A 23,904-nucleotide genomic window follows, 5' to 3' on the forward strand; every position below is an offset into this window, starting at 1 on the left:
CCCGACGCCCCGCCGAGCCTGCCCGAACCCTAGCGGCGGCGCGCGGCCGGCGCCAGCATCGTCCCTGGTCGCGTCGTTCGCCCCGGGCCCTGCGCGTCGTCCACTCGCGCCGCTCGTGAGAGCGCTCTCTCGCGTTTCCCGAATCGTTTCGATAAGGTGGACCCCGACACTCCGCCGGAGGCGCCGCACGGATGCGTGCGCCCCGACACGAAAGGCAGCGCCCATGCAGTTCGGCCACTTCGACGACGAGGCCCGCGAATACGTCATCACGACGCCGCACACCCCCTACCCGTGGATCAACTACCTCGGCGCCCAGGACTTCTTCGGGCTCGTGTCCCACACGGGCGGCGGCTACAGCTTCTACCGCGACGCGAAGCTGCGCCGCCTCACGCGCTACCGCTACAACAACGTGCCGGTCGACGACGGCGGCCGCTACTTCTCGATCAACGACGGCGGCGACGTGTGGAGCCCCGGCTACCGCCCGTACAAGACCGAGCTGGACTCCTTCGAGACCCGTCACGGCATGGGCTACACGCGGATCACGGGTGCCCGCAACGGCCTCGAGGCGAGCGTCCTGCTCTTCGTGCCGGTCGACGTGAACGCCGAGGTCCACCGCGTCGAGGTCACCAACACCTCCGACGCTCCGAAGTCCTTCTCGCTGTTCAGCTTCCTCGAGTTCAACCTGTGGAACGCGGAGGACGACCAGACCAACTACCAGCGCAACCTCTCGATCGGCGAGGTCGAGGTCGTCGACGGCGCGATCTACCACAAGACCGAGTACCGCGAGCGGCGCGACCACTACGCGGTCTACGGCGTCAACGCCCCGATCGCGGGCTTCGACACCGACCGCGACACCTACCTGGGCTTCGGCAACGGCTTCGACGAGGCCGCCGTCCCGCACGCGGGCAAGGCCGGCAACTCGATCGCCTCCGGCTGGTACCCGATCGCGTCGCACCAGCTCGAGGTCGAGCTCGCGCCGGGAGAGTCGAAGGCCTTCACGTTTGTGCTCGGCTACCTCGAGAACCCGCGCGACGACAAGTGGGAGGCGCCCGGCGTCATCCGCAAGGACGGCGCGCGCGAGCTGCTCGCCCGCTTCGCGACCGACGAGCAGACGCTCGAGGAGTTCGCCCGGCTCAACGCGTACTGGGACGGGCTGCTGGGCTCGTACACGGTCGAGTCGGGCCACGAGAAGCTCGACCGCATGGTCAACATCTGGAACCAGTACCAGTGCATGGTGACCTACAACATGTCGCGCTCGGCCTCCTTCTTCGAGACCGGCATGGGGCGCGGCATGGGCTTCCGCGACTCGTCGCAGGACCTCCTGGGCTTCGTCCACCTGGTCCCCGAGCGCGCCCGCGAGCGCATCATCGACATCGCGTCGACGCAGTTCGAGGACGGCAGCGCGTACCACCAGTACCAGCCGCTCACGAAGCGCGGGAACCACACCCTGGGCTCGGGCTTCAACGACGACCCGCTGTGGCTCATCCTCGGCGTCGCCGCCTACGTCAAGGAGACCGGCGACTTCGCGATCCTCGACGAGCAGGTGCCGTTCGACAACGACGAGTCCAAGGCCGAGTCGCTCATGGAGCACCTCAAGCGCTCGTTCGACCACCCGCTCAACAACACGGGCCCGCACGGGCTGCCGCTCATCGGCCGCGCGGACTGGAACGACTGCCTCAACCTCAACTGCTTCTCCACCGAGCCGGGCGAGTCCTTCCAGACCACCGGCAACCGGACGGGCGGCGTCGCGGAGTCCGTGTTCATCGCGGGCATGTTCGCCGCGATCGGCCCCGAGTACGTGGCCCTCGCGCGTCGTCGCGGGGACGATGCGGAGGCCGACCGGGCGCAGGCCGCCATCGACGAGATGAAGGCCGCCGTCACCGAGCACGGCTGGGACGGCGAGTGGTTCCTGCGCGCGTACGACTACTTCGGCAACAAGGTCGGCACGCACGAGACGCAGGACGGCCAGATCTGGATCGAGCCCCAGGGCTACTGCATCATGGGCGGCATCGGCGTCGAGGACGGCAAGGCCGTCAAGGCCCTCGACTCGGTGCGCGAGCGGCTCAACACGCCTCACGGCATCGTCCTGCTGAACCCGGCCTACACCGAGTACCACGTCGAGCTGGGCGAGGTCACGTCCTACCCGCCGGGCTACAAGGAGAACGCGGGCATCTTCTGCCACAACAACCCGTGGGTGATCATCGCGGAGACCGTGGTCGGCCGCGCCGAGCACGCGTGGGAGTACTGGAAGCAGATCGCCCCCGCGTACCGCGAGGAGCAGTCCGAGGTGCACCGCCTCGAGCCGTACGTCTACGCGCAGATGATCGCCGGCAAGGACGCGGTCCGCCACGGCGAGGCGAAGAACTCGTGGCTCACCGGCACCGCGTCGTGGAACTTCGTCACCGTGTCCCAGTACCTGCTGGGCGTCCGCCCCGACTACGACGGCCTCGTCGTGGACCCGTGCATCGGCGCCGAGGTGTCGGAGTTCACCGTCCGCCGCGTCGTGCGCGGCGCGACCTACGTGATCACCGTGACCAACTCGGGCGGCAAGGGCGCCTCGCTGGTCGTCGACGGCACCCCCGTCGAGGGCTCGCTCGTGCCCTATGCCGAGCCGGGCGCGGTGGTCGAGGTGGTCGCCACCGTCTGACCTTCCTTCCCGAGCCGTGAGGGCGCCGCAGCGGGTGCGGCGCCCTCACGCATACCCCCCGGGGGTCCTGAGTCCCGGCTCGTCCGTGGCACACTGCCGGTGAACTAGGGGGTGAGCATGATCACGACCGGCATCGAGGACGCGTACCGCGAGTCCGGCGCGCTCGTGCACACCCTCGCCCTGCGCGCGCTCGGCTCCGTCGACGAGGCCGAGGACATCGTGCGCCGCGTCTTCGCGTCGGCCGCGGCCGGCGGCTCGCTCGACCCGGCCGACCTGCTGCACGATGCGGCGGAGCGGATCACGGGCGACCTCGAGCGGCGCGTGCGCGCCAAGCTCGCGGCGCTCGACGACCCCACGCTCGGCGCCGAGGCCGTCACGGATGACCGCGCCGTGGTCGCGGAGGCCGACCGCATCCTCGTGCGCGCGTCGCTCGACCGGCTCGCCGCCGACGACCGCGACCTGCTCGACCGCGCCCTCGTCCACGGGGTGCCGCGGTACGAGCTCGCGATGGCGCTGGGCATCTCCGAGGACGAGCTTGAGGCGCGACTCAGGGACGCGCTGCTCGGGCTGTGGCACGGTCAGGTCCCCGACGGCGAGCACGCCTCGCCGCAGGGGCTCGCGTCGCGTGCCCTCGGGATCCGCGTCGCGGACGGTGGCCAGGAGCACATCCGCGAGTGCCGCGAGTGCCGCGACGCCTGGCGCTCCCTCAATAACCTCGTGGGGTCGATCGCGCGGCTGCCGTCCTCGGGGCCCATGGTCGAGCCGCGTCCCGGCCTGTGGGACGAGGTCCGCGTCGCCGTCGACGCGGGCCCGCCCGAGCCCGAGCCGGACTGGCGGGAGGAGGCGCGGCGCGACGCCGAGCGCGCGCATCGTCGCCGCACGCTCGTGATGAGCGTCGCCCTGGTGGCCGCGAGCGTGTTCGCGGGCCTCGCGGTCGTGCTGTCGCAGCTGATGTTCGAGCCCGACCGAGCGTCGATCGCGGAGGCGCCGCTCCAGGACCCCCGCAACGGCGGCGCCGAGACCGGCGCGGTCCAGGTCGTGGCCGGCGAGGACGGCTCCGAGGTGATCGTCGTCGACGGCCCGTACGCCGAGTACCCCGACGCGTACCTCGAGCTGTGGCTCATCGCGGATGGCGCCGAGCCCGTCTCGCTGGGGCAGCTGACGTCCGGGCACTACGAGGTCGCGCTGCCGCACTCCGTGGCGACGGCGGTGGGGGCGACCCTGGAGATCAGCCGCGAGCCGTGGGACGGCGACGCGGCCCCGAGCGGCGACGTGGTCGCCCGCGCCACCCTGGGCTGACGCGCGGGGCGCGACGGGCGAGCCCGCCCCCGCGCAGCGAACAAGGGCCGTGTTCGCTGTGAGCGAAATCTCGAACCGTGTGCATCCGAACCCGGGGTCCAGCCGGAAGTAGGGGGTGACGGCACGCCGCACCCCGGCGGCGGCCTCGACGGAAGGAGAAGGACATGCGTACCTCGATCCTCGCCGGCATCGCCGCCGGCACCCTGCTCGCGGCGGGCACCGCCGCCCCCGCGCTCGCGGTCGACGACGGCAAGGCCGAGCTCTCGGTGCTCCACGGCATCCCTGACCTCACGGTCGACGTCTACGTCGACGGCGCCCTGACGCTCGACGACTTCGCCCCCGGCGACCTCGCCGGACCGCTGTCGCTCGACCCCGGCACGTACTCGGTGGCGATCACCGCGTCCGACGCCGCCGACGACTCGGACCCGGTCCTCGGGCCCCTCGACCTGCCGCTGGAGGAGGGGATGAGCTACACCGCCGTGGCGCACCTCGACGAGGGCGGCGACGCGACCGCGAACCTCTTCACGAACGACATCTCGGCGACGGCCTCCGGCGAGGGCCGGCTCACCGTCCGCCACGTCGCGGCCGCGCCCGCGGTCGACGTGTGGGCCGACGGCGACGTCGTGTTCGAGAACCTCGCGAACCCCGACGAGGTGATGGCGGACCTGCCGGTGGGCACGTACTCGGCCGCGGTCTCGCTCACCGGCGAGGAGGACCCGGTGCTCGGGCCCACCGACGTGGCCGTCGAGGAGGCGACCAACACGATCGTCTACGCCTGGGGCTCCGCCGAGGACGGCAGCCTCGCGGTCGCGGCCCAGACCGTCGCGACGCACTCCGACATGCCCGGCGCCGTGAGCGCCGGCACGCAGGGCCTCGCGGCCGATGACGGAGGCGTGCCCGCCGGCGTCATCGTCGCCGGCGCCCTCGCCCTGGCCGCAGCAGCGGGCCTCGGCACCCGTGCGGCGCTCGCCCGTCGCTGACGTCACCGCCCGGGGCGGGGCGCGGTTCTCCCCCTGCGCGCCCCGCCCCGACCCACGACCCAGGAGCCACCGATGCGAACCGCCGCACTCGCGCTCGCAGCGCTGCTGCCGCTCGTCCTCTCCTCCTGCGCGCCCGCCGGCGCGCAGGAGGAGAGGACGCGTCCCCCGGTGAGCGTGTCGCCCCCGCCCGCGGAGATCGGGGCGATCGCCGCGGCGCCGGTGACGGGGCCGATCCCGGTGCGACGCGCCGACGCGGCCGCGCTCACGGAGGCGCCGCAACCGGCCCGGCTCGTGGTCGACCGCCTCGGGGTCGACATGCCCGTCCGAGGCGTCGGTCTCGAGCCTGACGGCTCGATGGAGCTCCCGGGCAGCGCCGGCGTGGCCGGCTGGTTCCGGGCGGCGGGCAACCCCGGCGGCGGGCTCCGCGCCGGCCAGAACGCGGTGATGGCCGCCCACGTGGACGATGCGGTGATGGGCCTCGGGCCCTTCGCCCGCCTGCGCGAGGCGCGCGAGGGCGACCGGGTGACGGTGACCCTCTCCGACGGCGGTTCGGCGGTCTACCGGATCGCCCGCGTCGAGCAGACCTCCAAGCGCGAGGTCGACCTCGACGCGGTCTTCGGGTCCGAGGACGGGGCGCTCGTGCTGGTGACGTGTGGTGGAGGTTGGGATGCCGATGTGCGACATTACGAGGACAACGTCCTCGTCTGGGCCTACCCGGAGGGCGACCTTCGATGATGACGGGGACGGCGATGGCGGCGGAGACGGCGGAGCGTGACGACGCCCCCGACCGCCGCTCCCTCGACCGCGACTTCGCGGCCGGCGTGGACGGGTCGCTCGAGCGCCTCTACCGGGAGTCGTCGGCGCTCGTCTACACGCTCGCGCTGCGGGCGCTCGGCGATCGCGCGGAGGCCGAGGACGTCACCCAGCAGACCTACGTGGCCGCGTGGCGCGGCCGGGACCGCTTCGATCCCGACCGCGGCTCCGCCCGCGGCTGGGTGGTCGGCATCGCCAGGCGCACGATCGCGGACGCGCTCGAGGCGCGGTCGCGGGAGCGGAGGCGGCTCGAGGCGGTCCGGGAGCTCCCGGTGCCGGGCGAGCCGGATCCGCTCGCGGCCGAGGCGGAGCGCATCCTGGTGCGCGGGGAGGTCGAGGGGCTGGGGCCGCCCCGCTCGACGATCGTGGCGCTGGCGTTCTTCGAGGGCCGCACCCACGAGCAGATCGCGACGGAGCTGAGGATGCCGCTCGGCACCGTCAAGAGCCACCTGAGGCGTTCGTTGATAGCGCTGCGACGAGGATTGGAGGCCGCCGATGCGTCACTGTGACGACGAGGCGCTGGCCGCGCTCGCTCTCGGCGAGCCGGTGGACGCCTCTGACGCCGCGCACGTCGCGTCGTGCGAGCGCTGCGCGCACGAGGTGGCGGAGCTCCGCGACCTCCAGGCGACCCTGGTCGATGCGGGCGCTGCGGGCCCGCTCGTGGCGCCGCCGGACGGCGTGTGGGCGGCGATCGACGCGCAGGTCGCGTCGGAGGCCGAAGCGGCGCCGGGCTCGGTCGTGCCGCTGACCGCCGGTCGTCGGCCGCGGCGCGTGCGGGACGGCACCTTCGCCGGGTGGGTCGTCGGCGCGGCCGCCGCCGTCGGCGTGGTGATCGGCGGGGTCGGGGTCGCGCTCGCGCTGCGCGACGGCGGCCCCCAGCAGCAGCTGGTCGCCGAGGCGGCGCTCGCCGACCTCGCGACCGAGGCCGACGCGGGCACCGCGCGCGTCGAGCGCCGCGACGACGGCACCGAGGTGCTGGTCGTCGACACGGCCTATGCGCCCGCCGACGACGGGTCGCTCGAGGTGTGGCTCATCGATCCGGAGGTCGTCGGCATGGTGTCGCTCGGCTTCCTCACCGGCGACCACGCGGAGTTCGAGATCCCGGCGGGCTACGACGTCGCGAGCTTCCCCATCGTCGACATCTCGGTGGAGCCCGCGGACGGCGACCCGACGCACAGCGGCGACTCGATCACGCGGGGCATCCTCGAGGGGTGACGCGGGCGGGGCCCTTAGAGCGAGCCCGCGCATCGTCCCTCCGTGCGGCTAGGGGCGCTGCGAGAACCGCTCGAGCAGCTCGCCCTCGCCCGCGACGACGAGCAGGTCCTCGGGGCCCACGACGGTGTCCGGCGTCGCGTACTCGAACTCACGGCCGGCGCTCTTCACGCCGATGACGCGCACGCCGTACGAGCCCTGCAGGTCGAGCTTGTCGAGCGTGAAGTGGTGGGTCTCCTTGGGGGCGCGCATCTTCACGACGGTGAAGCCGTCCTCCACCTCGATGTAGTCGAGCATGTTGCCGCCGACCGAGTGCGCGATGCGGGCGCCGGCCTCGGCCTCGGGCAGGACCACGTGGTGCGCGCCGATGCGCTCGAGGATGCGCTTGTGCTCGTTGGAGGTGGCCTTGGCCCAGATCTCCGGCACGCCGACGTCGGCCAGGTTGCCGGTGATGAGGACGGACGCCTCGAGCGAGGTGCCCACGCCGACCACCGCGGCGGCGAAGTCGGCGGCGCCGATCTGCTCGAGCGCGCGCGGGTCCGCGCCGTCGGCCTCGACGCACGGGATGCGCTTGGACCAGCGCTCGACCACGGCGGGGTCGCGCTCGACGCCGAGGACCTCGACGTCCATGTTGTCGAGCGTGTCCGCGATCGCGGAGCCGAACCGGCCGAGCCCGAACACCAGGACGCCGCCGCGGGACGTGTCGTTGCTAGCCAATGAGGGGCCTTTCTGACGGGTACCGGATCACCCGGCGCTGGCGGTTGAGCATGAGGGCCGAGGCCAGCGTGAGCGAGCCCACGCGGCCCAGGTACATCGTGATGATCAAGGTCATCTTCGCATCGGAGTCGATCTCGCCTGTGATGCCCGTCGACAGCCCGCAGGTCGCGTAGGCGGACACGACCTCGTACAGGGAGCGGTCCAGCGGGATGTCCGTCTGCCACATGAAGACGCCCGTGGTCACGATGACGACGAAGAGGCCCATGAGCGTGATGGACACCGCGATGCGCAGGACCTCGGTGCCGATGCGCTTGCCGAAGGCCTCGATGTCGCGGCGGCCGCGCGCCTCCGCCCACGCGGCGAGCACCAACACGGCGAGCGTCGTGACGCGGATGCCGCCCGCGGTCGATCCGGAGCCGCCGCCGATGAACATCAGCACGTCCTCGAGCAGCCAGGTCTGCTCGCGCGCGAGTCCGATGTCGAAGGACGCGAAGCCGCCGGAGCGCTGGTTGATCGACTGGAAGAACACGTTGCCGATGGTCTTGCCGGCGCTGTGGTCGCCGAGCGTGAGCGGGTTGGTCCACTCGAACAGGGCGAGGAAGGACGCGGAGATGAACGCGAGCACGGTGACCGTGACCAGCGTGAGCTTGGTGTGGAGCGACCACTTCCGCGGGGACCGCCACTGCCGGATCATGTTGAGGTACACCGGGTAGCCGAGCCCGCCGATGAAGACGCCGAGGCCGATCGGCACGAGCATCCACAGGTCGCCCGCGTACGGGTAGAGGCCCGCGGGGTCGGGGGTGAAGCCCGCGTTGTTGAAGGCCGAGACGCCGTAGAACAGCGAGTAGCCGAACGACTTCGCCCAGCCGTAGTCCAGCGTGAGGAAGCGCGGGATGAGGATCGCGGCGATGGTCAGCTCGACCGTGGTGGACACGATGACGACGGTGCGCAGCAGGGAGCCGAGGTCGCCCAGGCCGGCGGCGCGCGACTCGCCCGCGGCGAGGATGCGCTGGGTGAGGCCGATGCGGCGCGACACCGCGAGGCCCGCGAGCGAGGCGAGGGTCATGATCCCGAGGCCGCCGACCTTGATCGCGAGGCCGATGATCGCGAGGCCCCACGGCGACCAGTAGGTGCCGGTGTCGACCGTGACCAGGCCGGTGACGCAGACCGCGGAGGTCGACGTGAAGAGCGCGTCGATGAACGGCGCGCGCTCTCCGGACGAGGTCGCCGCGGGCAGCGACAGCAGGCCCGTGAACAGCAGGATGGTGATGGCGAAGGCGCCGAGGGTGAGACGGGCCGGCGACTCGAGTGCGACGCGGTCGAACCACTCTCCGAACGCGTCGCGAGCCGTGCGCAGGCTGGCCATCGATCTCCTCACCGCGGGACCTGTTCGCCCTGCTTGATGCCCCGCGCGCGAGCCTATCCCTCACCCCCATCATCGGCATGTTCCCCACACTTCACAACCGTCACTTCAGCCCCTACAGTTGAAGAAGCATCCGGCCGATATACGCGCCAGATGCTACGAGAGGGACGAGACAACATGGCCGAATCGCCGCGCACCACCTTCCTTACCGTTGCCGAGGTGGCAGAGATGGTGAGGGTGTCGCGCATGACGGTGTACCGCTGGGTGCACTCGGGCGAGCTGCCCGCCGTGCGGTTCGGACGGTCGTTCCGCGTCCCGCAGCAGGCGGTCGAGCAGTTCATGGAGCAGGCCGCCCTCGCCGGGGGCTATGTCGTCGAAGATGACGACAAGGGCACCGGCACGGTAGGCTAGGTCCTTGTCTGTCGCGTCCAGCGCGGCCTGGACGCCGGCGTGCTACGGCACGCCTCGCACTTAGTGTCAAAGAACGAGGTAGGTTCCGTGGGTTCCATCATCAAGAAGCGCCGCAAGCGTATGTCGAAGAAGAAGCACCGCAAGCTGCTTCGCAAGACGCGCCACCAGCGCCGCAACAAGAAGTAAGCGCACCGCGCTTCTCACGCCCGCCACGCCATCCGGCGCGGCGGGCGTTTTGCTGTCCCCGCGCATCGTCCCGCCGCGCGCGCCGTGCACAAGTCACACCTCTGACGCCCGGTGTGCGCGGATCCCCGTTCAGCACCGGCGCACCCGGCGCGAGAGGTGTGACTTGTGGTGGCGGGGCTGCGGGCTGACGCAACCGGCGTACATGCGCGGTCTCGGTCCGCGCCACCAGGGACGATGCGGGTCGCGCCGGCTCCCGTACGCCGGTTGGTGCAGGGGTGGCCGGCGGCGCCGTGCGCAGTGCGCGGGCGCGGGACGATGCGCCGGCTAGAGCTCGCGCGCCGCCTCGGCGTGGTCGCGCTTGGGCTTGCCGAGGACCGTCCGCAGCGCGGCCTTGATGCCGCGCGTCACCTGGATGGTCACCCACGCGGCGCCGGTGACCGACGACTTCACGATGCCGCGGCGGCCGCTCTTGCGGCGCTTGCGGAACTCGCGGACCTGCCAGCCCCGCTCCTTGGCGACGCGGCGCATGCGCGGGTCCGGGTTGATGGTGCACGGGTGGCCGACCACCTCGAGCATCGCCGCATCGTTGACCGAGTCGCCGTACGCGTGGGACGCGGCGAGGTCGATGCCGCGCTCGGCCGCGAGCTCCCGCACGGCGCTTGCCTTGGCCGGACCGTGCAGGAAGTCGCTCTCGAGACGCCCGGTGTAGTGGCCGTCGCGGTGCTCCGCCACGGTGCCGAGCGCCCCGGTCGCGCCGATGCGCCGCGCGATGAGGCGCCCGATCTCGACCGGCGACGCGGTGACGAACCACACCTCGTCGCCGCGCTCGAGGTGCTCGTCGATGATCGCCTTGGTGCCCGGGTAGACGCGGCTGGCGAGCAGCTCGTCGTAGACCTCCTCGGCGACGGCGGTCATCTCCGCGACCGACCACCCCCGGATGATCCCGAGCCCGTGCTCACGGATCCGGTCCATCTGGTCCTTCGTCTCGCCGAAGAGCACGTAGGTGGCCTGCTCGTAGCCGAGCATGACGATGTCGCGGAGGTTGAAGTAGTCGCGCTGCCACAGGCCCCGTGCGATGTGGAACGAGCTCGCGCCGCGGATCACCGTGTTATCGACGTCGAAGAACGCGGCGACCCGTGGGGTGGCGTGCTCGGCGTCCGTGGTCACCGCTCAACTGTACCGATGTGCGCAACCGCCGCCCGAGAGCCGCCCTGTACCCCCACCCGGATCCTGCCCAGCCTCGGAGGCCTCCGCGCCCGCGCCTATCCTGGGGTCATGCCAGCCCGCGTCATGCTCTACACCCGTGTCGGCTGCCACCTGTGCGAGGACGCCCGCGACGTGGTCTCCGCCACCTGCGCCGCCCTCGAGCAGGACTGGGAGGAGGTCGACATCGACACCGACCCGGAGCTGCGCGCACGCTACGGCGACGAGATCCCGGTCGCGACCGTGGACGGCGAGACGGTGGGCTTCTGGCACATCGACCCCGAGAGGCTGCGCCGGGCCCTCGCGTAGCCGTGCGGCGGCCGAGCGACGGCCGCACCAGGGCCGCGCGACGGCCGCGTGACCGAGCCCTCGCGTAACCGGGTGACAATAGGACCCATGTCCCGCGTGCACGTCCTTCGCCACGGCCATGTCCACAACCCCGACGGGGTGCTGTACGGCCGCCTCCCCGAGTTCCGCCTGTCGGACACCGGCGAGCGCATGGCGCAGGCGGTCGCGGATCACCTCGTGAGCTCCGGCGCGAAGGTCGGCCGGGTGGTCGCCTCGCCGCTGCTGCGCGCTCAGCAGACCGCCGCGCCCGTCGCCGCGGCGTTCGGCGTCGACATCGTCACGGACGAGCGCATCATCGAGGCCGACAACGCCTTCGCCGGCGGTCCCACGCCCACGCCGCTCGCGCTCGCGCACCCCCGCAACTGGTGGCTGCTGCGCAACCCGTTCCGCCCGTCGTGGGGCGAGCCCTACAAGGAGCAGGCCGCGCGCATGCACGCCGCGATCGTCGACGCGGCCGCCGCCAACCCCGGCTCCGAGACCGTCATGGTGAGCCACCAGCTCCCGATCTGGGTCGCCCGCTGCGCCGCGCAGGGCCGCTCGTTCGTCCACGACCCGCGTTCGCGGGAGTGCGCGCTCGCGTCGCTCACGAGCTTCGACGTCGACGGCGACGCGGTGGTGTTCGCGGGCTACAGCGCGCCCGCCGCGCACATCGAGGCCCCCAAGTGAGGCCCGCCGCCCGCATCGCGATCCTCGTCGCGATCGTCGTCGCCATCGTCCTGACGGTCGTCGGCTGCGCGCCCGGCGACGCCACCCAGTCGCCCGGCTACGTCTCGGGCGACGGCACGGTCACCGTGTTCGACGACGGCGCCGAGGTCGCGCTCGCGGGCACCTCGTTCGCGGGCGACGCGGTCGACATCGCGGACTACCGCGGCGAGGTCGTGCTCATCAACGTCTGGTACGCCTCGTGCCCGCCGTGCCGCGCCGAGGCGCCCGACATCGCGGAGCTCGACGCGCGCGACGACGTCCAGGTGATCGGCGTCAACGGACGGGACGATGCGCCCACGGTCGAGGCCTTCGACCGCACCTTCGGCATCGAGTACCCGTCGATCGACGATGCGGACGGCGCCGCCACCGCGACCCTGCAGGGCATCGTCGCGATGAACGCCGTGCCCACGACCCTCGTGGTCGACCCCGACGGCGTGCTCTACGCGCGCATCATCGGCACCGCGGACCCGTCGACGCTCCGCTCGCTGGTGGACGAGGCCGCCGGGGCGGCCGCGTGACGGCCCTCGCCGCGGACGTGTCCTTCGCCGGCGTCGCGCTCTCGGGCTCGATGCTGCTGGCGGTGCCCGTCGCGGTCCTCGCCGGCCTGGTGAGCTTCGCGTCGCCGTGCGTCGTGCCCCTGGTGCCCGGCTACCTCGGCTACGTCTCGGGGATGGCCGGCGCGGGCGGCACCGGCAAGGCCTCCAAGCCCAGGCTGGTGATCGGGGCGCTGCTGTTCGTGCTCGGCTTCTCCGCGGTGTTCATCACGTTCGGCTTCCTCGCCTCGTCGCTGGGCGCCGTGCTCGCGCCGTACCTCACGCTCATCACCCGCCTCCTCGGCGTGGTGATCATCCTGCTCGGCTTCGCCTTCATGGGCGCGCTGCCGTTCCTGCAGACGGAGAAGCGCCTCCACGTCAGCCCCACCGCCGGCCTCGCCGGCGCCCCCGTGCTCGGCGTCGCGTTCGGCCTCGGCTGGACCCCGTGCATCGGCCCCACCCTCGCGGCCGTCTACACGCTCGGGCTGTCCGAGGCGACCCAGGGCCGCGGCGTCGCGCTCGCGGTCGCGTACTGCGTGGGCCTGGGCCTGCCGTTCGTGCTGCTCGCGGTCCTGTTCGAGCGCTCCGGCAAGGTGCTCGGCTGGCTGCGCCGCCACCGGCTCGCGCTCATGCGGGTGGGCGGCGCGCTGCTCATCGTCCTGGGCGTGCTGCTCGTCACGGGGCTGTGGGACAGCCTCACCGCGCAGCTCCAGGGGTGGATCGACTCGTTCTGGGTGGCCGTCTGATGGCACGCGTGAAGCTCGACAACTACGTCGTCCCCGCCGCGCCGCGCCTCGGGTTCCGGGGCTGGCTGCGGTGGATCTGGCGGCAGGTCACGAGCATGCGCGTCGCGCTCATCCTGCTGCTGCTGCTCGCGCTCGCCTCGATCCCCGGCTCGGTGCTGCCGCAGTGGCCCCAGGACGCCGCCGCGACCCGCGCCTTCGTCGCGGACAACCCGTTCTGGGGGCCGTTCCTCGACGCCACCGGCTTCCTCGACGTCTTCGGCTCCGCCTGGTTCACCGCGATCTACCTGCTGCTGTTCGCGTCGCTCATCGGCTGCATCGCGCCACGCGCGGCCCACCACTACCGCGAGCTGCGCCGCCCCATCGCGGCCACGCCCCGCTCGCTGTCGCGCTACGACGGCGCGGGCCCCGAGCGGGCCGACGTCGCTCCGGACGATGCGCTGGCCCGGGCCTCCGCCGTGCTCCGCCCCCGCGCGGGCTGGGTGGGGGCGCTGCGCGGCTACCGCGTCCGGATCGACCGCCGCGACGACGGCTCGGTCGCGCTCGCGGCCGAGACGGGCCACATGCGCGAGCTGGGCAACCTCGTCTTCCACGCCTCGCTCGTGGCGGTGCTGCTCGCGGTCGCGTACGGCACGCTCTTCACCTACCGCGGTCAGGCGATCGTGGTCGAGGGCCGCTCGTTCACCAACGCGGTGTCCGCGTACGACACGTTCTCGTCCGGGTCGCTGTTCGACCCGTCCGACCTCGACCCGTTCACCATCCGCCTCGACTCGCTCGACGCATCGTTCTCCGACACGGGTCGCCCGCTGCACTTCCAGGCGAACGTCACCTACACCGAGCCCGGCGAGGAGCCGGTCGCGGAGGAGATCTCCGTCAACCACCCGCTCGAGTCGGGCGACGCCAAGGTGTACCTGCAGGGCAACGGCTACGCGCCCGTCCTCACGGTCCGCGACGCCGCGGGCGAGGTCGCGTTCTCCGGGCCGGTCGTGTTCCTCGCGCAGGACGCGGCGTACACGTCGACCGGCGTGGTCAAGGTGCCCGACGTCACCACCGGCGAGCAGCTGGGCTTCAAGGCGACGCTCTACCCGACGTTCCTCGAGGGCCCGTTCGCGGTCGGCTCGATCCACCCGGACCCCGCCAACCCGGTCATCGAGATGCTCGCCTACACCGGCGACCTGGGCCTCGACGCGGGCATCCCTCAGAACGTCTACACGCTGGACGAGTCCCAGCTGAGCCCCGTGCAGGACGAGGACGGCCAGCCGGTCACGTTGCGCCTCGCGCTCGGCGAGACGGTCGACCTGCCCGACGGCCTGGGCTCGGTCACCTTCGAGGAGCTGCCGCGCTACGGCGCCTTCGACCTGCGCGCCGACCCGTCGCTGCCCTGGCTGCTCACCGCCGCCGTGCTCACGCTCGTGGGCCTCGCGACCTCGCTGTTCGCCTCCCGCCGCAAGGTCTGGCTGGTCGCGCGCGACGACGACGGAACTACAGTGGTCACCGGAGCCGCCTACGCGCCGGCGCACGATGCGGGGGTCGGCGGCGTCCTCGAGCGCGCGATCGCCGCGGCCGCGGGCCGCGAGCCCGCCCCGGGCGCGGAGGAGAAGGAAGAGGAATGAACGTCACCGAGCTCAGCGTCATGACGCTGTGGGGCGCCACCACGCTCTACGCGATCGCGATGTTCGCGTACGCGATCCGTCTCGCCCGCGTCGCCGACGAGAAGGTGGCGGCCAAGGCCGCCGTCGCCGTCCCCGTGGGGGCCGGCGCCCCCGCCGATGCGCCGCTCGTCGCGGAGGCGCCCGCCGCATCGTCCCCCGTCAAGCGCTCCGCCAAGGCCGCCGGCATCGCCCGCGCGACCACGCTCGTGGGCGCGATGCTCCACGCGGTCGGCCTGGCCGCGCGCGGGATCGACGCGGGCCACGTGCCGTGGTCGAACATGTACGAGTACACGATCTCGGGCTCGTTCTTCGCGGTGGCGGCCTTCCTCATCATCCAGCGCAGGCGCGACATCGCGTTCCTGGGCGCGGGCGTCACCGGCATGGCGACGATCGCGCTCGGCCTCGCGCTGACCGTGCTCTACAAGGACGTCGACACGCTGCCGCCGGCCCTCCAGAGCTACTGGCTGGTCATCCACGTGTCGATCGCGACGATCGTCACCGGAATCCTCACGGTGTCCTTCGTGACCTCCGCGCTGCAGCTCATGCGGGACTCGCGTGCCACCGGCCGCCGCTGGGCCGGCGCGCGCTTCCGCTGGCTCGAGGCGGTGCCGTCCGCCGCCAAGCTCGAGGCGCTGTCCTTCCGCATGAACGCCGTGGGCTTCGTGCTGTGGACCTTCACCGTGATGGCCGGCGCGATCTGGGCGGAGCACGCGTGGGGCCGCTACTGGGGCTGGGACCCCAAGGAGGTCTGGTCCTTCGTCATCTGGGTGCTGTACGCCGCGTACCTGCACGCGCGCACCACGCAGGGCTGGGCGGGCCGTCGCAGCGCATGGCTGGCGATCGCCGGCTACGTCGCGCTCATCATGAACTTCACCGTGGTCAACCTGTTCTTCCAGGGCCTGCACACGTACGCGGGGTCCTGAGTGAAGGTCGCGCTGGTCCTCGACGACAGCATCGACCGGACCGACGGGGTCCAGCAGTACGTCCTCACCCTGGGCGCGTTCCTGTCCCGCGCCGGGCACGAGGTCCACTACCTCAGCTCGTCCGCCGAGCGCACCGACGTCACGGTCCACTCGCTCGCGCGGAACGTCGGCGTGACGTTCAACGGCAACGGGCTGCGGATCCCGCTGCCCGCGTCGCGCGCCGGGATCCGCGCGGTGCTCGAGCGCGAGCGCTACGACGTCATCCACGTCCAGACCCCGCACTCGCCGCTGTTCGCGGCGCGCGTCGTCGACGAGGCGCGCCGCCTCTTCGGCGACGACGTGCGCATCGTCGGGACGTTCCACATCCTCCCCGACTCGAAGGTCTCCTCGTGGGGCACGCACGCGCTCGGCCGGGTGCTGCGGCGCAACCTGCGCCGCTTCGACGCGTTCATGGCGGTGTCCGAGCCCGCGGCGGCCTTCGCCCGGTCGGCCTTCGGCATCGACGCGCGGGTGGTCCCGTGCCCCGTGGACGTGACCGGCTTCGCGGCCGCCGCCGCGGGGACCGCGCGCGTGCCGGGGGAGGACGGGCGGCTCGTGGTCGCGTTCCTCGGGCGCCTGGTCGAGCGCAAGGGCGTGATCGAGCTCGTGCGCGCGCTCGGGCAGCTGCCGGACGACGTCCAGGACCGCATCGAGGTGCGGCTCGGCGGCAAGGGGCCGCTCCAGGGCGAGCTCGAGGCGGCCATCGAGGCGAACGGGCTCGAGCGGGTGACGCTCGCCGGCTTCGTCGCGGAGGAGGACAAGGCCGCGTTCTACGCCGACGCCGACGTCGCCGTGTTCCCCGCCACCGGCGGCGAGAGCTTCGGGATCGTGCTCGTCGAGGCGATGGCGTCGCTGGCGGGCCGCGGCGCGGGCGTGGTGCTCGCGGGCGCCAACCCCGGCTACCTGTCCGTGATCGGCGACGACCCGTACGTGTCCGTCGACGCGCGCGACGTGGAGGCCTTCGCGGATGCGCTCGAGGCGCTGCTGTGCGACGAGGAGCTACGCGCGGCCCTCCACACCGAGCAGGCCGCGCGCGTGCGGCGCTTCGACGTCGAGACCGTGGGCGCCCAGGTGCTGGAGCTCTACGCCGCCTGAGCCCCGCCGGGAGGTGGACCCGGTACGCGGGCGATCTCGCGCATCGTCCGCATTCCAGGCCATCCGTGCCCGAGACGCGGGTCGATCCGCACATCGCCCGCTTTCCAGGCCGGCGCAGGGGCGGGAGGCAGGCTCGGGGGCGGGCTCAGCGCGGCGGGGCCGTCGACCCGCGCACGATGAGCGTCGTGTCCATCCGCACGTGCTGCTCGCACCGCTCGCCGCGGACCAGCAGGAGGAGCATCTCCATCGCCTCGGCGCCCATCGCCTGCAGCGGCTGGCGGACGGTCGTGAGCGGGACCGCCGCGCCGGCGGCCTCGGGGATGTCGTCGAAGCCGACGATCGACAGCTCGTGCGGCACCGCGATCCCCATGTCCGCCGCGACGTCCATGACCGCGAGCGCGGTGGTGTCGTTCGCCGCGAAGATGGCGGTGGGCGGCTGCGGCAGGCTGAACATCGACTCCGCGGCGGCCGCCGCGAGCTCGGGCTCGTAGCTGGTCTCGACCGCGAGGTCCTCGTCCACGTCGACGCCCGCCGCCGCCATCGCGTCGCGGAAGCCGTCCTCGCGGCGGCGGCCCGAGTCGAGGTCGCGGCGCCCGCCGAGGAAGCCGATGCGGCGGTGGCCGAGGCCGAGGAGATGGTCGGTCGCGGCCCGCGCGCCCCCGTAGTTGTCGGAGTCGACGGTGGGCAGCGACGACGGGCCGTAGTGCGGGTCGATCGCGACCACCGGCACGCCGGTCTCGGTGTTGAGGACCGTGGGCGTCACCAGGATCGCGCCGTCGACCAGGGTGCCCGCGAGCCGCGCGAGCGAGCGCCGCTCCCAGCCGTGGCCGTGGCCGCCCGAGTGGGCGAGCAGCTCGTAGCCGCTGCCCTCGGCGCCGGTCCAGGCGCCCTTCATCAGCTCCGCGGAGAACGGCTCGAAGCCGGCCACGAGGATGCCGAGCACGTTGGTGCGCTGGCCGCGCAGCGCGGCGGCGGACAGGTTGCCCGCGTAGCCGAGCTCGTCGATGACGCGCTGGACCTTCGCGATCGTGTCCTTCGAGACGCCGTAGCGGCCGTTGACCACCTTGGACACGGTGGCGACCGAGACGCCCGCCATGCGGGCCACGTCTGCGAGCTTCACGCGGGCGACCGGTTCCATGCCCGCATGCTATCGGGCCCCGGGGTGCGTCACCGGGTGCCCGAAGCCCCGTTGCGAAAACGTTATCGATAACGTTTGACGAACGCCGTGATGCGGTGCCAGACTCCCCACTGTTCGGCCTGAGTCAATGGAGACGAAAGGGGACATCATGGCGAACATGCGAAGGGCCGCTGCGGGAGCGGCGATCGCAGCATCCATGGCGCTGCTGGCAGCGTGCAGCTCGAGCGATCCGGGGGACGGCGGCAGCACCGCCGACTCCACCGACGGAGGCTCGGGCGACGCTCCGGTCACCCTCACGTGGTGGCACAACGGAGTGGCGGGCGACACCGGCGAGAACTCGCTCGGTGACTACTGGGACACGGTCGCGGCCGACTACATGGCGGACCACCCCAACGTGACGATCGAGATCGAGCAGATCCAGAACGAGGACCTCCAGCGCACGCGCATCCCCACCGCGCTGCAGTCGGGCGACGCGCCCGACCTGTTCCAGCAGTGGGGCGGCGGCGAGATGGCGGCGCAGGCCGAGGCCGGCTACCTCATGGACCTGTCCGACGTGCTCGCGGACGACATCGACCGCCTCGGCGGCGGCGTCGCGCCGTGGCAGGTGGACGGCGTCACTTACGGCCTGCCGTTCCAGTTCGCGGTCGAGGGCATCTGGTACCGCCCCTCCCTCTTCGAGGAGGCCGGCATCACCGAGGAGCCCACCACCATGGCGGAGCTCGACGACGCCGTCCAGAAGCTCAAGGACGCCGGCATCGTGCCGATCGCCGTCGGCGCCTCCGACGGCTGGCCTGCCGCGCACTGGTGGTACAACTTCGCGCTCCGCTCCTGCTCGCAGGACGTGGTCGCGAGCGCGGGCACCAGCCTCGACTTCTCGGACCCGTGCTGGCTCGACGCCGGCACGCAGCTCGAGGACTTCCTCGCCACCGAGCCGTTCCAGCCCCAGTTCACGTCGACCGTCGCCCAGACCGGCGCGACCTCGTCGGCGGGCATGGTCGCGAACGGCAAGGCCGCGATGGAGCTCATGGGCCAGTGGAACTACTTCGTCTACGAGGGCTTCACCGACGGCTCGGACGAGGCGAAGCAGGCGCTGCACGACGACCTCGACTGGTTCCCGATGCCCGCCACCGACGGCGGCTCCGGCGACCCGTCCGCGGCGATGGGCGGCGGCGACGGCTTCTCCTGCTACGTGGACGCCCCTGCTGAGTGCGCGGACTTCCTCGCGTACATCGTGAGCGACGACGTCCAGCGTGGCTACGCGGAGGCCGTGGGCGGCCTGCCCGTGGCCCCGGCGGCCGCGGACGCGGTCACCGACCCGGTCCTGCAGGAGATCGCGCAGACCACCTCGAGCGCGGCGTACGTCCAGCTCTGGATGGACACCCTGCTCGGCCCCAACGTCGGCGGCGCCATGAACGACGGCATCGTCAACATCTTCAACGGCACGGGCGACGCCCAGGGTGTCGTCGACATGATGACGGCCGCCGCGGCGACCTCCTGACACCGATCCCTGCGACTAGAAAGCGAGGCTCCCTGGTGACCGCACTGGAGGCCTCGGGTCGCAGCGCGGCCCCCGCCGTCGACGCCCAGGCGTCGGCGGCGGGGACCCGCCCGGTGACCCCTGCATCCGAGCACACCCGTCGCGCGACGGTCCGCAAGTGGGCGGAGATCGCCCTCTTCGTCGGCCCCGCGATGGTGCTGTTCCTCACGTTCGTCGTCTACCCGGTCGTGTCGGCGGCCCGGTTCAGCCTCTACAAGTGGAACGGCGTCTCGCAGTTCTCGGACGCCGAGTTCATCGGCTTCGAGAACTACGCGCGGGCGCTGTTCGGCGGCACCGACCCCGCCACCCAGCAGGCCTTCACCACGGCCTACTCCCAGCCCTTCTGGGAGGCGCTCAGCCACAACTTCGCGATCATCTTCCTGTCGATGGCGGTGCAGCTGCCCATCGCGCTGGCGGTCGCGCTCACCCTCAACCGCCGCTTCCGCGGCCGCGCCTTCACGCGGGTGGTGATCTTCGCCCCCTACGTGCTGAGCGAGGTCATCGCCGGAACCATGTGGCTCATCATCTTCGACCCCAACGGCATCGCGACCGAGCTCATGCGCGGCATCGGTCTCGACATGCCGGCGGGCGGCTGGTTCGAGGACCCCACGTGGGGCTTCTGGACCGTGTTCTTCATCATCACGTGGAAGTACGTCGGCCTCGCCATCATCCTGTTCCTCGCCGGCCTGTCGGGCGTGAGCGAGGACCTCCAGGAGGCCGCCGCGATCGACGGCGCCAGCTGGTGGCAGATCCAGTGGCGCATCAACATCCCGCTCATCGGGCCCACCATCCGCATCTGGGCGTTCCTGTCGATCATCGGCTCGATCCAGCTGTTCGACATGGTGTGGGTGCTCAACCGCGGCGGCACCGCCGGCCAGTACTCGACGATCGCCAGCTACATGATGGAGATCGGCTTCTTCCGGGCGGACTGGGGCTACGGCTCCGCGATCGCCGTGATCATGTTCTTCCTGTCGTTCGTCATCGCGCTCGCCTACATGGCGACCATCCTGCGCCGCGACAACGCCCACCCCCGAAAGGCCAGGTGACGACGATGTCCGTCGACACCCCTGCCCGCTCGACCGCCGCATCGTCCCCCGAGGGACGCCGCCGGCGGGGACTCATGCCCGAGGGCTCGGCCTACGTGGCCGTCGGCATCGCGCTCGTGGGCGTCGGGCTGACGCTCGGCCCGATCCTGTACCTGATCCTGGGCGGCTTCCGCACCCAGGGCGACCTCGCCGCGAACCCCACCGGCTTCCCCGACCCGTTCATGTGGCAGAACTACTGGGACATCCTGTCCAAGCCGCTGTTCTGGCGCCAGCTGCTCAACTCGACGCTCGTCGCGGTGGCGACCACCGCCGGCGTGGTCCTGTTCGGGACGATGGCGGCGTACCCGCTCGCGCGGTACTCGTTCAAGGGCCGCGAGCTGGTGTTCGTCATCTTCACCACTGGCCTGATGTTCCCGCTGACCGTCGCGGTGCTGCCGCTGTACCTGCTGCTGCGCGACATGGGGCTCACGGGCCTGTGGGGCCTCGTGATCCCGCAGATCGCGTTCGGCCTGCCGGTCACCATCATCATCCTGCGGCCGTTCCTCGCCGCCCTGCCCAAGGAGCTCGAGGAGGCGTCCTTCATGGACGGCATCTCGCGCATCGGCTTCTTCTGGAGGATGCTGCTGCCGCTCGCGCGGCCCGCGATGGTCACGGTGGGCGTGCTCGCCTTCATCGGCTCGTGGAACGCGTACCTGCTGCCGCTGCTGCTGCTCACGGGCGACCCGACCGGCATGACCCTGCCGCTCGGCGTCACCACGTTCCAGGGGCAGCACGCCGCGGCGACGACCATGATCATGGCCTACACGTCGCTCGCGATGCTGCCGGCGCTGGCCTTCTTCCTGCTGATGGAGCGCCGCATCGTCGACGGCCTCACCGGGGCGGTGAAGGGATGACCGCGGTCGACGTCGTCGTGAGCTCGCGTGTCGCGTCGCTGCTGGCGGACATGACGCTCGAGGAGAAGCTCGCGCAGATCACCGGCTTCTGGGAGGACGAGAAGGGCGACGTGGTCGCCCCGCTCCAGGGCGAGGTGTCCGTCACCGGCGGCCTCGACGAGGCCACCCGCCACGGCATCGGTCACTTCACGCGCATCTACGGCACCACCCCCGTGGACGCCGATGCGCGGGCCCGGGTCCTGTGGGAGCGGCAGCGGGCGCTGGTGACGGGGACCCGCCAGGGCATCCCGGCCATCGTCCACGAGGAGATCCTCACCGGCCTGTCCGCGTGGAAGGCGGCGACCTACCCCGGCCCGCTCACGTGGGGAGCGGCCTTCGACCCCGCGCTGGTGGCGCGCATGGGCGCGCTCATCGGCCGCGACTGCCGCGCGCTCGGCATCCACCAGGGCCTCGCGCCGGTGCTCGACGTGGTGCGCGACCCCCGCTGGGGCCGCGTCGAGGAGTGCATCGGCGAGGACCCGTACCTGGTCGGCGAGATCGGCACCAGCTACGTCGAGGGCGTCCAGTCCGAGGGCGTGCACGCGACCCTCAAGCACTTCGTCGGCTACTCGGCGTCGCGCTCGGGACGCAACTTCGGGCCCGTCTCGATGGGCCCGCGCGAGCTGCGCGACGTCATGATGGTGCCGTTCGAGATGGCCGTGGTCGACGGCGGGGTGCGCTCCGTCATGCACGCCTACACCGAGATCGACGGCATGCCCACGGCGGCCGACGGCTCGCTCCTCACGGGCGTGCTCCGCGACGAGTGGGGCTTCGACGGCGTGGTGGTGGCCGACTACTTCGGCGTCGCGTTCCTCCACCTGCTGCACGGCATCGCGCGGGACCTCTCCGAGGCCGCCGCGCTCGCGCTCGAGGCCGGCGTGGACGTCGAGCTGCCCACGGGCGACGCCTACCTCGCGCCGCTCGCGGCCGCGGTGCGCGACGGCCGGGTGCCCGAGGAGCTCGTCGACCGCGCGGTCGCGCGGGTGCTCGCGCAGAAGGAGTCGCTCGGCCTCCTCGACGCCTCGTTCGACGGCCCGGCGCCCAGCGGCGTCGAGCTCGACGGGCCCGAGCACCGTGAGGTCGCCCGGCTGCTCGCGGAGCGCGGCATCGTCCTGCTCGCCAACGACGGCACGCTGCCCCTCGCCGCGGCGGGGGACGATGCGGCGGCAGGCTCCGGCGCATCGTCCCGGATCGCGGTCATCGGCCCCAACGCCGACCGCTACCAGGCGATGTTCGGCTGCTACTCGTTCGCCAACCACGTGCTCGACAAGCGTCCCGGCACCGAGCTCGGGCTCGACGTGCCCACGGTGCTCGACGCGGTCCGCGACGAGCTGGGCCCGGTCCTGTCCGCGCGCGGCTGCGACGTCCAGGACGGCTCGCGCGACGGCTTCGCCGAGGCGGTCTCCGCGGCGCAGGCCGCGGACGTCGCGATCGTCGTGGTCGGCGACCAGGCGGGGCTGTTCGGCCGCGGCACCTCGGGCGAGGGCTGCGACACCGACTCGCTCGAGCTGCCCGGCGTCCAGCGCGACCTCGTCGAGGAGGTGCTCGCGACCGGCACCCCCGTGGTGCTCGTGCTGGTGACGGGCCGCCCGTACGCGATCGGCTGGGCGCTCGAGCGGTGCGCGGCCGTGGTGCAGGCGTTCTTCCCGGGCGAGGAGGGCGCGCGTGCGATCGCGGGCGTGCTGTCCGGCCGGGTCAACCCCTCCGGCCGCCTGCCCGTGAGCATCCCTCGCGACACCGGCGCGCAGCCGTACAGCTACCTGCACCCGCGGCTCGGCGGCGACACCGACGTCACCAACCTGTCCTCGGCGCCGCCGCTGGGCTTCGGCGAGGGCCTGTCGTACACGACGTTCGCGTACGAGGACCTCGCGGCCGTGGACGCGGCCACGGACGGCACGATGCGCGTCGCCGTGACCGTGCGCAACACCGGCGACCGCGACGGCGACGAGGTGGTGCAGGTCTACGCGCACCAGCGGCGCGCGTCGCTCACGCGGCCGGTCGCGCAGCTCGTGGGCTTCGCCCGCGTCCCGCTCGCGGCGGGGGAGTCGCGGCGCGTGACGCTCGACATCCCGGCGGCGCGGCTCGCGTTCTCGGGCCGCCAACTGGTGCGGGCGGTCGAGCCGGGCGAGGTGGAGCTGTGGGTCGGCACCCCGGTGCGGCGCGAGCTCGAGGCGGTCGTGGCGCTCACGGGGTCACGATGCGCGGTCGGACGCGAGAGCGCCCGCCGCGTCCGCGTCGAGGTGGGCTGAGAGCTCTCGCCCCCCGCTCGGACTAGGCCCGGATGTCGGATCGATCGGCGATCGGTCCGACCTGGAGGCTGGGATGAGCCCGTCTGTCGGATCGATCCGCGATCGGTCCGACACACGGGCTCGCGCCCGAGGG

The 23,904-nt window shown here is 72.3% G+C and carries 23 protein-coding genes; 19 read left to right on the forward strand and 4 right to left on the reverse strand.

All coding sequences use genetic code 11. The annotated features are described in order from the left end of the window. Nucleotides 1–223: 223 nt before the first annotated feature. From AOM02_RS09930 to AOM02_RS09955, 6 genes are all read left to right on the forward strand, one after another. Nucleotides 224–2,647 carry a glycoside hydrolase family 94 protein gene (locus tag AOM02_RS09930; RefSeq protein ID WP_062298992.1) on the forward strand — a complete coding sequence of 808 codons (2,424 nt, stop codon included), beginning with the start codon at nt 224–226 and terminating at the stop codon, nt 2,645–2,647. Nucleotides 2,648–2,764: 117 nt separating this feature from the next. Continuing rightward, complete coding sequence (locus AOM02_RS09935) at nt 2,765–3,946, forward strand: anti-sigma factor domain-containing protein (protein ID WP_062298993.1); 1,182 nt, start codon at nt 2,765–2,767, stop codon at nt 3,944–3,946. A 164-nt stretch (nt 3,947–4,110) separates the two neighbouring features. Then, nucleotides 4,111–4,926 carry a DUF4397 domain-containing protein gene (locus AOM02_RS09940; protein WP_062298994.1) on the forward strand — a complete coding sequence of 272 codons (816 nt, stop codon included), beginning with the start codon at nt 4,111–4,113 and terminating at the stop codon, nt 4,924–4,926. A gap of 72 nt (nt 4,927–4,998) precedes the next feature. Continuing rightward, nucleotides 4,999–5,661 carry a class F sortase gene (locus AOM02_RS09945; RefSeq protein ID WP_062298995.1) on the forward strand — a complete coding sequence of 221 codons (663 nt, stop codon included), beginning with the start codon at nt 4,999–5,001 and terminating at the stop codon, nt 5,659–5,661. Next, nucleotides 5,658–6,248, forward strand: coding sequence for an RNA polymerase sigma factor (locus AOM02_RS09950; protein WP_082105017.1), 591 nt, complete (start codon nt 5,658–5,660; stop codon nt 6,246–6,248). The genes AOM02_RS09945 and AOM02_RS09950 overlap by 4 nt, the downstream gene beginning before the upstream one ends. Further along, nucleotides 6,235–6,954: an anti-sigma factor gene (locus AOM02_RS09955; protein WP_062298997.1), complete on the forward strand. Its 720-nt coding sequence runs from the start codon at nt 6,235–6,237 to the stop codon at nt 6,952–6,954. Before AOM02_RS09950 ends, AOM02_RS09955 begins: the two co-directional genes overlap by 14 nt. A 48-nt stretch (nt 6,955–7,002) precedes the next feature. Here AOM02_RS09955 and AOM02_RS09960 read toward each other — a convergent pair whose 3' ends face one another. Then, on the reverse strand, nt 7,003–7,668 hold the full coding sequence (locus AOM02_RS09960; RefSeq protein WP_062298998.1) for a potassium channel family protein: 666 nt from the start codon (nt 7,666–7,668) through the stop codon (nt 7,003–7,005). Continuing rightward, complete coding sequence (locus AOM02_RS09965) at nt 7,661–9,034, reverse strand: TrkH family potassium uptake protein (RefSeq protein ID WP_062298999.1); 1,374 nt, start codon at nt 9,032–9,034, stop codon at nt 7,661–7,663. Before AOM02_RS09965 ends, AOM02_RS09960 begins: the two co-directional genes overlap by 8 nt. A gap of 174 nt (nt 9,035–9,208) precedes the next feature. Between AOM02_RS09965 and AOM02_RS09970 the strand changes: the two genes are divergently transcribed. Then, the gene (locus AOM02_RS09970; protein WP_062299000.1) at nt 9,209–9,442 is read left to right on the forward strand and encodes a helix-turn-helix domain-containing protein; all 234 of its coding nucleotides are present in this window, start codon (nt 9,209–9,211) and stop codon (nt 9,440–9,442) included. A gap of 87 nt (nt 9,443–9,529) precedes the next feature. Beyond that, complete coding sequence (locus AOM02_RS14110) at nt 9,530–9,628, forward strand: 30S ribosomal protein bS22 (protein WP_074789180.1); 99 nt, start codon at nt 9,530–9,532, stop codon at nt 9,626–9,628. Nucleotides 9,629–9,952: 324 nt separating this feature from the next. Here the strand turns inward: AOM02_RS14110 and AOM02_RS09975 are convergent, their stop codons facing one another. After that, nucleotides 9,953–10,795, reverse strand: coding sequence for an HAD family hydrolase (locus AOM02_RS09975; protein WP_062299001.1), 843 nt, complete (start codon nt 10,793–10,795; stop codon nt 9,953–9,955). 108 nt (nt 10,796–10,903) lie between these two features. Here AOM02_RS09975 and AOM02_RS09980 point away from each other — a divergent pair, with 108 nt between their 5' ends. The 7 genes from AOM02_RS09980 (at nt 10,904) to AOM02_RS10010 (ending at nt 16,869) form a co-directional block, all read left to right on the forward strand. After that, complete coding sequence (locus AOM02_RS09980) at nt 10,904–11,140, forward strand: glutaredoxin family protein (protein WP_062299002.1); 237 nt, start codon at nt 10,904–10,906, stop codon at nt 11,138–11,140. 87 nt (nt 11,141–11,227) lie between these two features. Then, a complete protein-coding gene (locus AOM02_RS09985; RefSeq protein WP_062299003.1) occupies nt 11,228–11,845 on the forward strand; it encodes a histidine phosphatase family protein in 618 nt (205 codons plus the stop codon). Next, complete coding sequence (locus tag AOM02_RS09990; protein WP_062299004.1) at nt 11,842–12,402, forward strand: TlpA family protein disulfide reductase; 561 nt, start codon at nt 11,842–11,844, stop codon at nt 12,400–12,402. The genes AOM02_RS09985 and AOM02_RS09990 overlap by 4 nt, the downstream gene beginning before the upstream one ends. A gap of 50 nt (nt 12,403–12,452) precedes the next feature. Then, a complete protein-coding gene (locus tag AOM02_RS09995; RefSeq protein ID WP_082099556.1) occupies nt 12,453–13,163 on the forward strand; it encodes a cytochrome c biogenesis CcdA family protein in 711 nt (236 codons plus the stop codon). Further along, complete coding sequence (gene resB, locus AOM02_RS10000) at nt 13,163–14,773, forward strand: cytochrome c biogenesis protein ResB (protein ID WP_062299005.1); 1,611 nt, start codon at nt 13,163–13,165, stop codon at nt 14,771–14,773. The genes AOM02_RS09995 and resB overlap by 1 nt, the downstream gene beginning before the upstream one ends. Then, entirely contained in the window at nt 14,770–15,735 is a 966-nt protein-coding gene (ccsB, locus tag AOM02_RS10005) for a c-type cytochrome biogenesis protein CcsB (protein WP_062299006.1), read from the forward strand. The genes resB and ccsB overlap by 4 nt, the downstream gene beginning before the upstream one ends. Continuing rightward, on the forward strand, nt 15,736–16,869 hold the full coding sequence (locus AOM02_RS10010; protein WP_062299007.1) for a glycosyltransferase family 4 protein: 1,134 nt from the start codon (nt 15,736–15,738) through the stop codon (nt 16,867–16,869). It begins immediately after the preceding gene. Between the two features lie 145 nt (nt 16,870–17,014). Here AOM02_RS10010 and AOM02_RS10015 read toward each other — a convergent pair whose 3' ends face one another. After that, complete coding sequence (locus tag AOM02_RS10015) at nt 17,015–18,007, reverse strand: LacI family DNA-binding transcriptional regulator (RefSeq protein ID WP_062299008.1); 993 nt, start codon at nt 18,005–18,007, stop codon at nt 17,015–17,017. Between the two features lie 196 nt (nt 18,008–18,203). Here AOM02_RS10015 and AOM02_RS10020 point away from each other — a divergent pair, with 196 nt between their 5' ends. From AOM02_RS10020 to AOM02_RS10035, 4 genes are read left to right on the forward strand one after another with little or no spacing between them, the layout of a single operon-like run. Continuing rightward, complete coding sequence (locus tag AOM02_RS10020) at nt 18,204–19,505, forward strand: ABC transporter substrate-binding protein (RefSeq protein ID WP_228373812.1); 1,302 nt, start codon at nt 18,204–18,206, stop codon at nt 19,503–19,505. 35 nt (nt 19,506–19,540) lie between these two features. Next, entirely contained in the window at nt 19,541–20,590 is a 1,050-nt protein-coding gene (locus AOM02_RS10025; RefSeq protein ID WP_062299010.1) for a carbohydrate ABC transporter permease, read from the forward strand. A gap of 5 nt (nt 20,591–20,595) precedes the next feature. Further along, entirely contained in the window at nt 20,596–21,483 is an 888-nt protein-coding gene (locus AOM02_RS10030) for a carbohydrate ABC transporter permease (RefSeq protein ID WP_172655904.1), read from the forward strand. Continuing rightward, the gene (locus AOM02_RS10035) at nt 21,480–23,771 is read left to right on the forward strand and encodes a beta-xylosidase/alpha-l-arabinosidase (RefSeq protein ID WP_062299012.1); all 2,292 of its coding nucleotides are present in this window, start codon (nt 21,480–21,482) and stop codon (nt 23,769–23,771) included. The genes AOM02_RS10030 and AOM02_RS10035 overlap by 4 nt, the downstream gene beginning before the upstream one ends. Nucleotides 23,772–23,904: the final 133 nt, after the last annotated feature.

The organism is Demequina maris, from assembly GCF_000971155.1.
In the GTDB taxonomy this organism is placed as follows: Bacteria; Actinomycetota; Actinomycetes; order Actinomycetales; family Demequinaceae; genus Demequina; species Demequina maris.

Bases quoted from the DNA above. Each gene is read 5' to 3' on its own strand.
- AOM02_RS09930 (WP_062298992.1), top strand. From the start codon at position 224: ATGCAGTTCGGCCACTTCGACGACGAGGCCCGCGAATACGTCATCACG.
- AOM02_RS09935 (WP_062298993.1), top strand. From the start codon at position 2,765: ATGATCACGACCGGCATCGAGGACGCGTACCGCGAGTCCGGCGCGCTC.
- AOM02_RS09940 (WP_062298994.1), top strand. From the start codon at position 4,111: ATGCGTACCTCGATCCTCGCCGGCATCGCCGCCGGCACCCTGCTCGCG.
- AOM02_RS09945 (WP_062298995.1), top strand. From the start codon at position 4,999: ATGCGAACCGCCGCACTCGCGCTCGCAGCGCTGCTGCCGCTCGTCCTC.
- AOM02_RS09950 (WP_082105017.1), top strand. From the start codon at position 5,658: ATGATGACGGGGACGGCGATGGCGGCGGAGACGGCGGAGCGTGACGAC.
- AOM02_RS09955 (WP_062298997.1), top strand. From the start codon at position 6,235: ATGCGTCACTGTGACGACGAGGCGCTGGCCGCGCTCGCTCTCGGCGAG.
- AOM02_RS09965 (WP_062298999.1), bottom strand. From the start codon at position 9,034: ATGGCCAGCCTGCGCACGGCTCGCGACGCGTTCGGAGAGTGGTTCGAC.
- AOM02_RS09970 (WP_062299000.1), top strand. From the start codon at position 9,209: ATGGCCGAATCGCCGCGCACCACCTTCCTTACCGTTGCCGAGGTGGCA.
- AOM02_RS09980 (WP_062299002.1), top strand. From the start codon at position 10,904: ATGCCAGCCCGCGTCATGCTCTACACCCGTGTCGGCTGCCACCTGTGC.
- AOM02_RS09985 (WP_062299003.1), top strand. From the start codon at position 11,228: ATGTCCCGCGTGCACGTCCTTCGCCACGGCCATGTCCACAACCCCGAC.
- AOM02_RS09995 (WP_082099556.1), top strand. From the start codon at position 12,453: ATGCTGCTGGCGGTGCCCGTCGCGGTCCTCGCCGGCCTGGTGAGCTTC.
- resB (WP_062299005.1), top strand. From the start codon at position 13,163: ATGGCACGCGTGAAGCTCGACAACTACGTCGTCCCCGCCGCGCCGCGC.
- ccsB (WP_062299006.1), top strand. From the start codon at position 14,770: ATGAACGTCACCGAGCTCAGCGTCATGACGCTGTGGGGCGCCACCACG.
- AOM02_RS10015 (WP_062299008.1), bottom strand. From the start codon at position 18,007: ATGGAACCGGTCGCCCGCGTGAAGCTCGCAGACGTGGCCCGCATGGCG.
- AOM02_RS10020 (WP_228373812.1), top strand. From the start codon at position 18,204: ATGGCGCTGCTGGCAGCGTGCAGCTCGAGCGATCCGGGGGACGGCGGC.
- AOM02_RS10030 (WP_172655904.1), top strand. From the start codon at position 20,596: ATGTCCGTCGACACCCCTGCCCGCTCGACCGCCGCATCGTCCCCCGAG.
- AOM02_RS10035 (WP_062299012.1), top strand. From the start codon at position 21,480: ATGACCGCGGTCGACGTCGTCGTGAGCTCGCGTGTCGCGTCGCTGCTG.